Raw genomic sequence first — 14516 nt, 5'->3', positions numbered from 1 at the left:
GGGCTCGGCAAGGCCATTTTTATATCACGGGCGCCCCGGGGCTGAGATGGATTTTGGCTTTATAAATTCATAAATCGCATAAAGAAGATATTTTTATTCTTTGTTGTTATTCATTACACCCCTTACCCTGACCAAAAATCAGACCATGGAAGACATGTGTGATGCCATTGACAGCCCCCATCCTGAGCCCGCTCTCTGACGAACAGCAGCGCCAGCTCAACCAAGTTCTCACCACCCTCAATACCCAGCAACTGGCCTGGGTCAGCGGTTATCTCTACGGCCTCTCCCAGGCGGGCGTCCAGCCCGTGGCGAGCGCAGGCGCAGAAGTCGCGGCTCCCGGCGGCAGCCTGACCATTCTCTACGGCTCCCAGACCGGGAATGCCAAGGGCGTGGCCAGCGCCATCAAGGCCCAGGCCGAGGCCCGCGGCCTGCCGGTGACCCTCACCTCCATGGCGGACTACAAACCCAAGCAGCTCAAGAAAGAGAGCCACCTGCTGGTGGTAGTGAGCACTTACGGGGAGGGGGAGCCCCCCGAGAGCGCCGTCGATCTGTTCGAGCAGCTCAAGAAGGGCAAGGTCGGCAAGCTGGAAGGGCTCAAGTTTGCCGTGCTGGGGCTGGGTGACAGCTCCTATGAGTTCTTCTGCCAGACCGGCAAGGATTTCGATGGTTTCCTCGCCAAAGCGGGGGCCGAGCGCATCCATGAGCTAGCTAGCCTCGATGTGGATTATCAGGATGCCGCCAAGGCCTGGGGCGAGCAGGCCGTTGCGGCGGTCGCCGCCACCCTCTCAGCCGGCGCCGCGACCGCCAGCGTGGCGGGCTCGGTGCAGGCCGCCGTCGGCCACAGCCAGTACAACAAGGATAACCCCTTCCCGGCCAGACTCTCGGTGAACCAGAAGATCACCGGCCGCGACTCCACCAAGGACATCCGTCACATCGAGATCAACCTGGAAGAGTCCGGCATCACCTATCAACCGGGGGATGCGCTCGGCATCTGGTTCGACAACGACGCTGATCTCGTGGGGGAAGTGCTGGCCCTGACCGGTCTGACCGGTGACGAGGCTACCCCCCATGGCAGCTTGCGCGAGGCGCTGACCCGTCACTACGAGCTGACCCGGCTGCACGGGGGCCTGATCACTGGCCTCGCCGAGATCACGGACAACGCGGCGCTCAAAGATCTGGCCGGTGACAAGGCCCAGGTCAACGCCCTGGTGGCCAGCGCCCAGGTGGTGGACGTACTGAAACGCTTCCCGGCTTCCTTGAGTGCCGATCAACTGATCGCACTGCTGCGCCCCCTCACCCCCCGCCTCTACTCCATCGCCTCCGCCCAGAGCGAGGTGGAAGAAGAGGTGCACCTGACCGTCGGCGTGGTGCGCTACCGCCAAGAAGATGGCACAGTGCGAAGCGGCGGCGCCTCCTCCTATCTGGCGGACCGTCTGCCGGAAGATGCCGAGGTCCGGGTGTTCGTGGAGCACAACGACAACTTCCGCCTGCCCGTCAATCCCGACACCCCCGTCATCATGGTGGGCCCGGGCACCGGCATTGCCCCGTTCCGCGCTTTCCTGCAGGAGCGGGAAGCACAGGGGGCAGAGGGCAAGAACTGGCTCTTCTTCGGCAACCCCCACTTCACCCAGGACTTCCTCTATCAGGTGGAGTGGCAGCGTTATGTGAAATCGGGCCTGCTGTCCAAGATCTCCCTGGCCTTCAGCCGGGATCAGGCCAACAAGATTTATGTGCAGGACCGCCTGCGCGAGGCAGGGCTTGAGCTCTACCAGTGGCTGGAAGCAGGCGCTCACTTCTATGTGTGTGGCGACGCCAACCACATGGCGAAGGATGTGCAGGAAGCCCTGCTGGAAGTGATTGCGGAACACGGCCACAAGAGCCGTGAGGAAGCAGAAGAGTATCTGAGCGAATTGCGTCGTGCCAAACGTTATCAAAGGGATGTCTATTGATGAGCAAACAACTTATTCCGGGACCGGTCGAAGGGCCGCTGGCTGACAACGAACGCCTCAAGCGCGAGAGCAACTTCCTGCGCGGCACCATCGCCGAAGATCTGCAGGACCCGCTCACCGGCGGCTTCAACGGCGACAACTTCCAGCTGATCCGCTTCCACGGCATGTATCAGCAGGATGACCGCGACATCCGCCCGGAGCGCGCCGCCCAGAAGCTGGAGCCCCTGCACAACGTCATGCTGCGCGCCCGCCTGCCCGGCGGCATCATCACCCCGGCCCAGTGGCAGGTGATCGACAAGTTCGCCGAAGAACACAGCATGTACGGCAGCATCCGCCTGACCACCCGCCAGACCTTCCAGTTCCACGGGGTACTGAAGCGCGACATCAAGCTGATGCACCAGACCCTCAACAGCACAGGTATCGACTCCATCGCCACCGCGGGGGACGTGAACCGCAACGTACTCTGCACCAGCAACCCGGTGGAGTCCGAGTTGCACCAGGAGGCCTACGAGTGGGCCAAGAAGATCTCCGAGCACCTGCTGCCCAAGACCCGCGCCTACGTGGAGATCTGGCTGGATGGCGAGAAGCTGGGGGGTGACGAGGAGCCGATCCTGGGCTCCAACTACCTGCCGCGCAAATTCAAGACAACCGTGGTCATCCCGCCCCACAACGATGTGGACATCCACGCCAACGATCTCAACTTCGTGGCCATTGCCGATCACGGCAAGCTGGTGGGCTTCAACGTGCTGGTGGGGGGCGGTCTCGCCATGACCCACGGCGACACCACCACCTACCCGCGCAAGGCAAGCGACTTTGGCTTCATTCCGCTCTCCCACGTGCTGGAGGTGGCGGCCGCCGTGGTCAGCACCCAGCGCGACTGGGGCAACCGGGTCAACCGCAAGAACGCCAAGACCAAGTACACCCTTGAACGGGTGGGGGTCGAGGCCTTCAAGGCCGAGGTGGAGAACCGCGCCGGCATCCAGTTCGGGCCGGTTCACCCCTATGAATTCACCAGCCGTGGCGATCGCTTCGGCTGGGTGGAGGGGATCGACGGCAAGCACCACCTGACCCTGTTTATCGAGAACGGCCGCCTGCTGGACTTCCCGGGCAAGCCCCTCAAGACCGGCATGCTGGAGATCGCCAAGGTGCATCAGGGGGACTTCCGCCTCACCGCCAACCAGAACCTCATCATCGCAGGCGTGCCTGCCGGCGAGAAGGCCCGCATTGAGGCCCTGGCGCGTCAGTACGGTCTGCTGGATGACGGCGTGAGCGAGCAGCGCAAGCAGTCCATGGCCTGTGTGGCCCTGCCTACCTGCCCCCTGGCGATGGCCGAGGCCGAGCGCATGCTGCCTGCCTTCGTCACCGACATCGAGGGGCTGCTGGCCAAGCACGGCCTGGCGGATGACGCCATCATCTTCCGGGTCACCGGCTGCCCCAACGGCTGCGGCCGCGCCATGCTGGCGGAAGTGGGTCTGGTGGGCAAGGCGCCGGGTCGCTACAACCTGCACCTGGGGGGCAACCTTGAGGGGACCCGCATCCCGCGCCTGCATCTTGAGAACATCACCGAGCCGCAGATCCTGGCCGAACTGGACGCCCTGATCGGCCGCTGGGCCAAGGATCGCAACCCGGACGAGTGCTTCGGCGATTTTGTCATTCGCGCCGGGATCATCGCCCCGGTTATCGACTCCGCGAGGGACTTCTATGCAGCCTGAACAGACTGATACAGCCCGGCTGGCGCGCACCGCCGACGGCCGGCTCGACCTCGACGCCCTGCTGGCCCTGAGCCGGGAGGAGCAGGTCGAGGCGCTGGCCCCCCTCAACCGGGCGCTGGACGCCATGAGCGCCCCCGAGCGGGTGCGCTGGGCCCTGGCCAACCTGCCGGGGGAGCATGTGCTGTCGTCGAGTTTCGGCATCCAGGCGGCGCTCATGCTGCACCTGGTGAGCCGCGAGCGGGCCGACGTGCCCGTGGTGCTGACCGACACCGGTTACCTCTTCCCCGAGACCTACCGTTTCATCGACGAGCTGACCGAGCGTCTCGCGCTCAACCTCAAGATCTACCGGGCCGAACTCAGCCCGGCCTGGCAGGAGGCCCGCTTCGGCCTCCTGTGGGAGCAGGGGGTGGAGGGGATCACCCGCTACAACCAGCTCAACAAGGTGGAGCCCATGGACCGCGCCCTGAACGAGCTGGGTGCCCGCACCTGGTTCTCGGGCCTGCGCCGTGAGCAGTCCGGCAGCCGGGGCAAGCTGCCGGTGCTGGCCATCCAGCGCGGTCGCTTCAAGTTCCTGCCGGTGATCGACTGGAGCAACAAGGACGTCTTCTACTACTTCAAGGAGTTCGACCTCCCCTACCACCCGCTGTGGGAGCAGGGCTACCTCTCGGTCGGCGACGTGCACACCACCGCCAAGTGGGAGCCCGGCATGAGCGAGGAGCAGACCCGCTTCTTCGGCCTCAAGCGCGAGTGCGGCCTGCATGAGGAAGGTGGCGAGAGCGACGGCTCCGGCATCTGATCCCCCGGCCCGGCCATGTGCTGCGCCCGCCCACAAAAAAACGCCCGGCAACTGCCGGGCGTTTTTCTTTGCGCAAAAGGGTGATGTAACGCCCTTCATTACATGGCGGCAGCGCGCGCCTGATTCAGCCAGTCGTTCACCAGTGCCTCGTGACCCTTGAGCCAGGCGTCGGCATGACGCTCCACGTCCGCCGGCTTGTTCTGCCCCTTGTTCATCAGGCCGTTCTGCACGTTGATGTCATTGAGCGGCAGCTTGACGATGGAGAAGAGCTTGGCGGCGGCCGGATTGGCCTCGGCAAACCGCTTGTTGGCAACGATGTGCATGGTGTTCACCGCAAAGCCGTAGTTCTTGCCGTTCGGCAAGCGGGTCTTGGCCGCATCCGGGGCGTCGGCGGGGACTTCCAGCCACACCACATCCTTGCCCGGCACCAGCTCGCTGCTGAGCCAGTAGGGGGTCCAGGTGTAATAGAGCACCGGCTTGCCGGCCTGGTAGCGAGCCAGGGTATCGGCGATCAGCGCCGCGTAGTTGCCCTGCTTGTGGGCCACCGTGGGGGTCAGACCAAAGGCATCGAGGTGATGGTTGATCGCCCCCTCGCAGCCCCAGCCGGGGTTGCAACCGATGAGGTCGGCCTTGCCGTCGCCATCCCCGTCAAACAGCGCCGCCACCTCGGGATCCTTGAGCTGGCCCAGGTTGGTGATGCCGTATTGGGTCGCGGTCTTCTTGTCGATGAGGTACCCCTGGGCGGCACCGGCCACATAGGTGCCCTCACGGAAGAACACCTTGTCGCCCCCCGCCTGCTCGTACTTGTTGTCCTGCAGCGGCACCCAGTTGAACGCGAGGAAGGTGCCGTCTCCCTGGGCCACCGAGGCATAAGCCACGTTGTAGTCCACCTCCTGGGCGGGCTGGACATCGTAACCCAGACGCGCCATCAGCTTGCTCACCAGCAGGCTCTGGAAGGCCTCTTCCGGCAAGGAGCTCTGCAGGGGCTGAACGCGAACCCCCTCCCCCGGCAACTCGGCGCTGGCCATGGCGAGCGGGCTCAGCAGTTGGGCACTCAGCAGCAATGTGCCCAGGGTCAATCCTTTGGTGATCGGTCTCATGCGTTTACTCCTTTGTAATCGATTTTCTTGTCACGGCCGGCCAGGCGCAGCAGCAGGGCGGCGGGGCCATGCTGATACCAGCGACCGGTACGGGTGCGATCCGGTTGCCCCATCGCCTGGGTGAGGCGGTCGAGCACGATGGCCAGCAGCACGATGCCGAGGCCGCCGATGGAGGCGAGCCCCATGTCGAGCCGGCCGATGCCGCGCAGCACCATCTGGCCGAGGCCCCCCACCGCGATCATGGAGGCGATCACCACCATGGAGAGCGCCAGCATCAGGGTCTGGTTGACCCCGGCCATGATGGTGGGCATGGCGAGCGGCAGCTGAACCTTGAACAGCAACTGGGAGGGGCTGGCACCGAACGAGTGGGCCGCCTCCACCAGATCCGTGGGCACCTGGCGAATGCCCAGCATGGTGAGCCGGATCATGGGCGGCAGGGCGAAGATGACGGTCACCACCACCCCGGGCACGTTGCCGATGCCAAACAGCATCACGATGGGGATGAGGTAGACGAATGCCGGGGTGGTCTGCATGGCATCCAGCAGCGGCCGGGTCCAGGTGGAGAGCCGCTCGCTGCGGGCCAGCAGGATGCCGGTGGGCAACCCCAGCAGCACACAGAAGAACAGCGAGGTCAGCACCAGGGACAGGGTCACCATGGCATCGGACCAGGCCCCGATGAGCCCGATCCCCACAAGAGATACGAGCGTGCCGAGCGCCATGCGGCCGTTCACCAGTTGCCAGGCAAGCAGGGCCAGGAGCCCCATCATCAGGGTGGAGGGCACCGTCTGCAGCAGATGGGTCATGGCGTTCAGGGTCAGCTCCACCGGTGCGCGGATCAGCTGGAACAGCGGCCGCAGGTTCTCCACCAGCCAGCCGATGCCCCCTTCCACCCAGGTATCCAGCGGCACCAGCGCCTGCTGGAAAGGATCCAGCCAGTCGATGGCGGTTGTGGTGTCGGCGGCTTCGATCTGGTTCTGCCAGTCGGTGGCCAGGGTGTCGGTACTGCCCCAGGGATCGGACACCTCGGTGGACGCAGGCGCGCTCCAGGGGTCTGCCGCCACCTCATCGGCCCGCAGAGAAGGGCTCGCCAGCAGCACCAGGGCCAGCAGCCCGCTCAGCAAGAAATGGGGATTCATCAGCTTCATGCCGGGGTACTCCTGTCCAGGGTGTTGAGCAGATTGGCCTTGGAGATGAGGCCGAGGTAAGTGCCATCCTCCTCGACCACGGGCACCTGACAGGGAGCGGCCGCCACCTGGCTTATCAGTTCATTGAGGGCGGTGTCCGCCAGAATGGGCTGAATGTCCGCCAGCAACGCCTGCTCCAGGCTGCCTTTGGCCCTTACCGCCTGACCGAGCGACTCCACCGAGACGACCCCGAGGAAGCGACGGCTGCGATCCACCACGTAACCGAACTCCCGCTCAAGCTCCTTGAGCTGGCGCAGGGCGTTGCCCGGCCCGTCGGTGGTGTGTTTCTTGATGAGAGGCACCTGCTTGCGGCTGGCCACGTCGCGGGCGCTGAACACATGGGCCAGATCCACCCCGCGAAAGAAGGCGCGCACATAGTCGTTGGCGGGCTGGTTCAGGATCTCGTCCGGGGTGCCCACTTGCACCAGCTGGCCATCCTGCATGATGGCGATGCGATCGCCGATACGCATCGCCTCGTCCAGATCGTGGGAGATAAAGACGATGGTGCGCTGCTGACTGGCCTGCAGCTTGAGCAGCTCGTCCTGCATCTCGGTGCGGATCAGGGGATCCAGCGCGGAGAAAGCTTCGTCCATCAGCAGGATGTCGGGGTCATTGGCAAGGGCCCGGGCCAGCCCGACCCGCTGCTTCATGCCGCCGGAGAGGGCATCCGGATAAGCCTCTATCCACTGTCCCAGCCCCACCTGATGGAGCGCCTGACGGGCGCTCTGCTGGCGCTCCGCCAGCGGTACACCGGCCAGCTCCAGCCCGAAGGCGGTATTTTCCAGCACACTCAGGTGCGGCATCAGGGCGAAGGACTGGAATACCATGCTGATTTTCTTGCGACGCACCTGCCGCAGTTCGCGCTCCGAGATGGCGGCGATGTCCTCGCCATCGATCAGCACCTGGCCGCGGGTCGGCTCGATCAGCCGGTTGAAAAGACGCACCAGGGTGGACTTGCCCGAGCCGGAGAGGCCCATCACCACGAAGATCTCCCCTTCGTTGATGGCCAGATTGACATCCTGGACCCCCAGGGTCTGTCCGGTCTTTTTCAGGATGCTGGCGCGATCATGCCCTTTCGCCAGCAATTTGAACGCTTTATCCGGCTGATCGCCGAAGATTTTGTAGAGGGATTTGACCTCGAGTTTGACTGTCATATTGTCCTTTTTTCTTGGCCGACGCCTTGCCTGGCAAACCGTCGAACGTGAGCCAATTACTTTTAACACTAAGCAATTTCACACCCAAACAAAAGAACCAATTGAAGCCACCTTAAAAGGATTAAATTTAAGTCATTGATTTTTATTGGTTATTTTCATTCATAAAAATCTATTAAATCACGATAAAAACGCCTATAACAGACAGGGTCGCCACAGTATCGATGCACTTGCAGCACATTTCATTAATGATTAAAAGGCGTTAGCAGCAGGCGAAAAGAGAGGGTGGGACGACGGCGCCCATCGGAGCGATGAATGGTTTATTGATTACACCACTAATCATTTTAGTGTCACGCATTCCGGATGTTGCTTCAGGCAGCTTCAGCCATGCCGGTTCAGCCCCCTTCTCTTTGCAGTAACAGGGCACAAAAAAGCCCCCGGCTGTCGCAAGGGGCTCTTCATGGCATCAGAGGGCTCAGCGCCGCTGCCAGGTCTCGAAACAGTAGGGATGGGGGTTCTTCTCGTCAGGCTGATGGGACTCGCGCTCGATGCACGACCAATCGTTCTCATCGAAGGCCGGGAAGCGGGTATCCCCCTCCACCGCCAGATCGATGCGGGTCAGATAGAGCCTGTCGGCCCGTGGCAGCAGCTGGCCGTAGAGATGCCCCCCCCCGATCACCATCAGCTCCGCGACGTCACTATCCGCCAGCAGGGCCAGTGCGGCCTCCACCGAGTCGATAACCTCCACGCCGTCGGCCCGGTAGTCGGGGTTGCGGCTGATCACCAGATTGCGGCGCCCGGGCAGCGGTCGTCCGATGGATTCAAAGGTCTTGCGCCCCATCAACACCGGCTTGCCCAGGGTCACCCGCTTGAAGTGGGCCAGATCCGCCGGCAGATGCCAGGGCATCTGGTTGTCCAGGCCGATCACCCTGTCCTGGGCCATGGCGGCAATCATGGAAATCATCATGGGGTCAACCTCTCGCACCGTCGTCAGATAATGGGGCGGTTACGGTACACGACCAGAGAGGGGATCGCCAAACCGAAACTCAGGGCCCCCACGATAAAGAGCGCCTTGAGGCCGTTCTCCACCGCGCTCTGAAGCAGCTCCATGGTCACCCCGGAGATATTGAGCTCGACGATGGCGATCATGGTCTTGAACGCATAGCTGCCCGGGATCATGGGGATGATGGAGGCGACGCTGAACACCGGGCGTGGTGCCAGCAGGCGGCGCGACCAGTAGACACAGACAAAGCCGACCGTGGTCGCCGCTGCCAGGGTGGCCCACTCGATGGGCATGCCGTAGTGGATGAGCAGGGTACGCAGGCTATGGGCCAACGCGCCCCCCATGGCGCAATATTTGAGCATCCGTGGCGGCACGTTGAACAGCATGGCAAAGCCCACCGCCGGAATGGCCGACCAGAAGGCATCCTTGGCCAGCAACCAGAGCAGTTCCATCATACCTTCCACCCCCAGATACCGGTCACCGACATGGCGAGCATGATCCCGATATGGTTCCGCGCGCTGATGGATAGCCGGTTTGCCCCGATCAACAGGGTCGATACAACGTCAAAGATCTTCATACTTTCCACCCCCAGATACCCGTCACCGACATGGCGAGAATGATCCCTATGGCTGCGCTGATGGTCAGCAGTGTCGCCGTGCCCCAGCGGGCCAGCCCCATGTTGAAGTAACCCTTCACCATGTCGGAGACCGCATTGATGAGCGGGAACCCCGGCACCAGCAGCAACACGCTGGCGGCCATGGCGAGATAGGGTTGTTCGCCCCAGCCGAAGAAAGTGGCGCTGGAGGCGAGCAGGGTGGCGATAAAACCGGTGGCGGCAAAGTTGATGAGGGGGCTGTGGTGATGGCGGGCAATGAGCTGGCGCACCCGCATGGCGACCGAGGCCGAGCAGCAGGTCACCAGGAAGATGGGCCAGTCACCACCAAACAGCAGGCTGAAGGCTCCGCAGGAGAGCCCCACCATGGGCACCACCAGCCAGGGGTGATAGTGGAACGGCGTGATGGCCTCGAGGCGCTGACGTACCTCGCGCGCACCGATAAGCGACTTTTCCGTCATGATGCAGATGCGCTGGATTTCGCACACCACCTGCATGTTGATGCCGTGCTCCCGCACCCGGCGGGTGGTGGTGACGCAACTGCCCTGGTAGAGACTGGTGAGGACGATGGCGCTGGAAGAGATGGCCATCTCGACGCTCTCCAGCCCGAGCGCCATGCCCAGGCGGACCGTGGTCTGCTCGATGATGCGGCTCTCCGCCCCAAACTGGGCCAGCATCTGGCCCGCCTTGACGATGATCCGGGTGATCTCCGTCTGCTGCTCTCGCGACAGCACCCTTCCTGGTGTGATGCTTCTCATGATCCCTTTGAGTCATAGCAAGATGAAATGTGTCTGGATATTACCCCAAAATAAATACACCTTCATCCATCTCTATCGGACTGCGGGCACTGGTCACTATTATTCAGCCGCCCGGGTAATATTTGCAGCAAATAAAAAACAATTCACCCAACTTGCTTAACAACTTGTTTGGGAAGGGGTGAAACAAATTAATAAACACCCTGTTTTTTTATATCTTGAACAGGGCCGTGAATTATTTCCGTTTCAGATAACTGGAAAACGCTATCACATTATCCGGCAGCGGGGGCTCTGCCATTTCCTGACAAGATTCGTTCTGCAGATCCAGAATGTGCTGGCGCATGGCGTAGACGGAGTCATGCATCATGTTGGCTATCCGGATGCAGCTGTCGAGGTTGTTTCTGGCCAGGCGGCGCTGGCAGTCGATGCGAAATTGCAGACCTCGCAACCGACGTTGCCGCTCTGGCCCCACCTGGGCGATCAGGGTCTCTATCTGCTGGTGCAGCAGCGCGTCGAGTCGCTCCGGCTCGGCCAGCGCCCAGTACTTCAGGGTATCGAAATCAGGCAGCTCCATATACCCTCCTGGCCGGACCTCGCCCATGGAATGGAACGACGCCGGGCACATCACTATTTCACTGTCCCTAGGGAAGGTTATATAGGATGGTGGCGATTTTGGGTCATTCACCGCCGAGCCACAGGAGTCCGGTTTTTGGCACGAATTGCGCATCGTTGGCGGAAAAAATCATTTATTCCTTATGATTCATGAAATTAACCGAATCCGGCCTGCGTCAGTTTTTTTATAAAATTTCAGCGTCATTTTTCTCGGCCTTATGCCTTATTAAGGAACTTTTCTCAAAATTGTTTTTCATTCGACTCTCTCCCTGACTCGATGCCCTCCCGTTGCCTCATCCGGCGGTTTAACATATCTCACTGATTATGTTATTTTATTTACCACTTTATTGCGGCAACCAAGGGCAGACCATGAGCAAGGCAAGAATCGGTATCGTCACCGTCAGCGATCGCGCCAGTGCAGGCATCTACGAAGATCTCTCCGGCAAGGCCATCATCGACACCCTGAACGCCTACCTGACCTCGGAATGGGAGCCCGTCTATCAGGTGATCCCCGACGAGCAGGATCAGATTGAGGCGACCCTGGTTCGGCTGGTGGACGATGAGCAGTGCTGCCTTGTCGTTACCACGGGGGGCACAGGGCCGGCCAGGCGGGATGTGACCCCGGAGGCCACCGAGGCGGTGTGCGATCGCATGATGCCGGGCTTTGGCGAGCTGATGCGGGCCGAGTCCCTCAAGTTCGTGCCGACCGCCATCCTGTCGCGCCAGACCGCCGGCCTGCGCGGCAGCTCGCTCATCGTCAACCTGCCGGGCAAGCCCAAATCGATCCGCGAGTGCCTGGATGCGGTCTTCCCCGCCATTCCCTACTGCATCGACCTGATGGAAGGGCCCTATCTCGAGTGCGACGAGGCCATCATCAAACCGTTCCGCCCGAAGAAATAAGCACTGGGCGGGGATTTCCCCGCCCTTTGCTCATTTGCGCCCGTACACCTTGACCCCCGCCCTGCTCCCTTCCGAATTGCCGTACACCTCGATGCGCTTGATGCAGAGTCGGCTGCCGAGGGATTGCCACCCCGACTCCTGATCCTCTCTCAACACCTTGTCGAAATAGAGGGTCTTGCTGCGATCGTTGCCGTAGAACACCTTGACCCGCTCCAGGGTCAACTCCCGCCCTGCCTTGACCATGATGGATTTGGTCGGCCGGCAGGCGAGCATGGGAATGATGGCGGGATGATCGCCGACCCCGAGCAGAATGGTCTGCCCCAAGCGGATATCCTCGTCGGCCATGGCCGGGGGAACAGCAGCCCCCAGCAGCGCCATGGGTACGCAGATGCGCAACGCGCGGGCAAGAGTGGACGAGGAGTGAAGGGAAAACAGCGCTGACATGATGCCTCCTGAAAAAAGGAGTCATGATAAGGACCCGATGCCAGACCCAAGCTGTACTGGCCCTGTACCAGGGGCCATGACAATGGCCGGAGGCCCGTGTGGGTAACGGGGGCCTGGGCCCCCGTTACCCCTGCCGGACGCGCTAACCGCCCCACATGGCCGACAGCCGCGACTCCATGGCCTCTTCCTCCTCGTCAGGCAGCTCGGTGAAGAAGTCGAGTCCGGTCTGCTCCTCCACCTCATCCACCGTCACCACATAGTCCGCCAGCCGACTGGCCGAGACGTTCTCTTGCGGCAGGATGAAGGCGATGGCCCGCTTGCCCGCCAGATCCATCACCACCCGGTAGTAGGCGTGGGGCACGGTCACGCCGTTGCCGATGGCGCCATCGGAGTGGGTGAAGATGGGGCCGGTGATCACCTGCACGCTCTTGTAGGTGATGGCCCACTGCCGGGTCTTCTCCTCCAGGATGCGCCAGGCCCCCTGGTTGAGCGCCGGCAGTTGCGGGGTCATGTTGGTGAGCAGGAAGCTCTGCTTCATGGTGTTGGTGGTGGAGCGCATGTCCGCCGCCGGTGCCTGGTGGCCGCGGTCATAACCGGAGCCCTTGTAGTCCGACAGGGTGGCGCGAAACTGCACCGGCACCTCCTTGTCCTCGGCGAAGGCATCCTTGCGCGGCACCTGACCCTGGGCGCTGGCGGCCGTCATCCGGTAAGAGACCCAGTCAGAGACCTTGGTGTCGTAGTTGTACCCGGCGGCATAGCCCTCCCGGCACAACAGCTGACTGGATTGACCGGGTACCCCTAGGGTAACGTGCTCCCCGCACTGGAATCCCGCCGCCAGGCTCGGGAAGGTGGTGAGAGTGAATCCGATAGCCAGAACTAATTTATTGATATTATTCATTATTATGCCACTCCTTGTGTTAGGCGGAGTGATTTGACACCAGGTCGGATGAGTAAGGCAATCGCACAAATAGCGAGCAATCCGGAAATGTGAAGAGGACGGCAAAACCGCAAACAAGGCGCCGCCAACCGGGGGATTGCCATCCCGCCGTCACTGTGATGAGGGGGGAATTTCTCCTGCACTATCAGAGGGATAAGGGGTCAACACCGAGGCACACTGTCAGCACAGCGCCCAGCTCCCGCCACGCACGCCCCTGACCGGGTCAGGGAATATCGAACAAATCCCAGCGAAATAAGGGATCCTCAAGCCCGATAATTAGTCCGCGCTTGTTTGCTCGAGATCAAACGGAGCCATGAAAAGCCCTCTAGAATCAGCCCGTCATCTATTTGGGACGCCATGAAAGGGGGGCCGTTCATTGCGAAAATGCCCGCAGGATTTCTCCTTCATGAATAAGCGGGCCCCGTTGCCGGAATACATCATGGCGCCGCCTCATGCCACGCTTCAAATAACGATGACGACAGACCTTTCATAACAATTAATCCGGTCAGGCACCGCGTACCCTGCGTTTCCAACGATGCCATTGATGAGGCCTTCCTGCCGGAAGGCCAGGAATGGCCGTGCTTTTCAATCAGGATAAGGATGCATGATGAAAAAGTCCCTGCTGGCTGGCGCCCTGCTGCTCTGCCCTGCCGCCTTTGCCGCCACCACACACTGGGAATACAGCGGCGAGGCCGGCCCGGCGAAATGGGCCAGCCTGACCCCGGAATATGGCCAGTGTGCCGGCAGCAACCAGTCGCCGGTCAACCTCTCGGGTCTGGTGAAGGCCGATCTGGCCCCCCTGCAGTTCCACTATCAGGCGGGTGGCAAGACGCTGGTCAACAACGGCCACACGGTGCAGGTCAACTATGCCCCCGGCAGCACCCTTGAGCTCGACGGCATGCACTTCGAGCTCAAGCAGTTCCACTTCCACGCCCCCAGCGAAAACCTCATCGAAGGCAGGTCCTACCCCCTGGAGGGTCACCTGGTCCATGCCAATGACAAGGGGGAGCTGGCGGTGGTCGCCGTGATGTTCGAGCAGGGCCAGGCCAATGGGGCCCTGAGCCAGGCCTGGCAGGTGTTGCCAGCCAAGGCGGGGGAGATCCATGCCTTCAAGGAACCCATCTCGGCAGAGCAACTGCTGCCCGCCCAGCACGACTACTACCGCTTCAGCGGGTCCCTGACCACCCCACCCTGCTCGGAAGGAGTGCGCTGGCTGGTGATGAAGGAGCCGGTCCAGGCCAGCCAGGCCCAGATCGATGCCTTCAAGGCGGTGATGCACCACCCCAACAACCGCCCCGTCCAACCTCTCAACGGGCGACTGGTGCTGGAATAAGGGGGTTATCTCACCGATTCACGCAAT

General features: G+C 61.9%; 14 protein-coding genes. 5 read left to right on the top strand and 9 right to left on the bottom strand.

Annotated features, from left to right (window positions below; all coding sequences use genetic code 11):
• The first annotated feature begins 161 nt into the window (after positions 1-161).
• The 3 genes from I6L32_RS11615 to I6L32_RS11605 are packed head-to-tail and all read left to right on the top strand — an operon-like array spanning position 162 to position 4457.
• On the top strand, positions 162-1949 hold the full coding sequence (locus I6L32_RS11615) for an assimilatory sulfite reductase (NADPH) flavoprotein subunit (RefSeq protein ID WP_214002642.1): 1788 nt from the start codon (positions 162-164) through the stop codon (positions 1947-1949).
• Positions 1949-3661, top strand: coding sequence for an assimilatory sulfite reductase (NADPH) hemoprotein subunit (cysI, locus tag I6L32_RS11610; protein ID WP_048207036.1), 1713 nt, complete (start codon positions 1949-1951; stop codon positions 3659-3661). The genes I6L32_RS11615 and cysI overlap by 1 nt, the downstream gene beginning before the upstream one ends.
• Positions 3651-4457 carry a phosphoadenylyl-sulfate reductase gene (locus tag I6L32_RS11605; RefSeq protein ID WP_103259650.1) on the top strand — a complete coding sequence of 269 codons (807 nt, stop codon included), beginning with the start codon at positions 3651-3653 and terminating at the stop codon, positions 4455-4457. The genes cysI and I6L32_RS11605 overlap by 11 nt, the downstream gene beginning before the upstream one ends.
• Positions 4458-4555: 98 nt before the next feature.
• On the opposite strand, the gene proX is transcribed toward I6L32_RS11605, so the two are convergent.
• The 7 genes from proX to I6L32_RS11570 all read right to left on the bottom strand — a co-directional run bounded on the left by proX (position 4556) and on the right by I6L32_RS11570 (position 10837).
• Complete coding sequence (gene proX, locus I6L32_RS11600) at positions 4556-5557, bottom strand: glycine betaine/L-proline ABC transporter substrate-binding protein ProX (RefSeq protein ID WP_039040327.1); 1002 nt, start codon at positions 5555-5557, stop codon at positions 4556-4558.
• Positions 5554-6702 (bottom strand): glycine betaine/L-proline ABC transporter permease ProW, encoded by a 1149-nt coding sequence (gene proW / locus I6L32_RS11595; protein WP_128272953.1) that lies wholly within the window; start codon positions 6700-6702, stop codon positions 5554-5556. The genes proX and proW overlap by 4 nt, the downstream gene beginning before the upstream one ends.
• Positions 6699-7895 (bottom strand): glycine betaine/L-proline ABC transporter ATP-binding protein ProV, encoded by a 1197-nt coding sequence (gene proV, locus I6L32_RS11590; RefSeq protein ID WP_041212476.1) that lies wholly within the window; start codon positions 7893-7895, stop codon positions 6699-6701. The genes proW and proV overlap by 4 nt, the downstream gene beginning before the upstream one ends.
• A gap of 472 nt (positions 7896-8367) precedes the next feature.
• Entirely contained in the window at positions 8368-8859 is a 492-nt protein-coding gene (gene folA / locus I6L32_RS11585; protein ID WP_216943908.1) for a type 3 dihydrofolate reductase, read from the bottom strand.
• A 23-nt stretch (positions 8860-8882) separates the two neighbouring features.
• A complete protein-coding gene (locus I6L32_RS11580; RefSeq protein ID WP_010675437.1) occupies positions 8883-9350 on the bottom strand; it encodes a threonine/serine exporter family protein in 468 nt (155 codons plus the stop codon).
• Between the two features lie 118 nt (positions 9351-9468).
• On the bottom strand, positions 9469-10266 hold the full coding sequence (locus I6L32_RS11575) for a threonine/serine exporter ThrE family protein (protein ID WP_042014428.1): 798 nt from the start codon (positions 10264-10266) through the stop codon (positions 9469-9471).
• Between the two features lie 232 nt (positions 10267-10498).
• On the bottom strand, positions 10499-10837 hold the full coding sequence (locus I6L32_RS11570) for a DUF3135 domain-containing protein (protein ID WP_010675440.1): 339 nt from the start codon (positions 10835-10837) through the stop codon (positions 10499-10501).
• 407 nt (positions 10838-11244) lie between these two features.
• Here I6L32_RS11570 and mog point away from each other — a divergent pair, with 407 nt between their 5' ends.
• On the top strand, positions 11245-11775 hold the full coding sequence (gene mog / locus I6L32_RS11565; RefSeq protein ID WP_041212474.1) for a molybdopterin adenylyltransferase: 531 nt from the start codon (positions 11245-11247) through the stop codon (positions 11773-11775).
• 30 nt (positions 11776-11805) lie between these two features.
• Here the strand turns inward: mog and I6L32_RS11560 are convergent, their stop codons facing one another.
• Together I6L32_RS11560 and I6L32_RS11555 are read right to left on the bottom strand one after the other, a co-directional pair.
• Positions 11806-12153, bottom strand: a complete 348-nt coding sequence (locus I6L32_RS11560; RefSeq protein WP_029314779.1) for a DUF2541 family protein — start codon at positions 12151-12153, stop codon at positions 11806-11808.
• A 208-nt stretch (positions 12154-12361) separates the two neighbouring features.
• Positions 12362-13117: a DNA/RNA non-specific endonuclease gene (locus tag I6L32_RS11555; RefSeq protein ID WP_201925278.1), complete on the bottom strand. Its 756-nt coding sequence runs from the start codon at positions 13115-13117 to the stop codon at positions 12362-12364.
• Positions 13118-13763: 646 nt separating this feature from the next.
• On the opposite strand from I6L32_RS11555, the gene I6L32_RS11550 reads away from it, so the two are divergent.
• Entirely contained in the window at positions 13764-14489 is a 726-nt protein-coding gene (locus I6L32_RS11550) for a carbonic anhydrase (protein WP_102983966.1), read from the top strand.
• The last annotated feature ends 27 nt before the right edge of the window (positions 14490-14516 follow it).

This window comes from Aeromonas sp. FDAARGOS 1402 (genome assembly GCF_019046925.1).
GTDB lineage: Bacteria > Pseudomonadota > Gammaproteobacteria > Enterobacterales > Aeromonadaceae > Aeromonas > Aeromonas caviae.
Note: the sequence above shows the minus strand (reverse complement) of the source record. Positions and strands in the feature narration are given on the sequence as shown.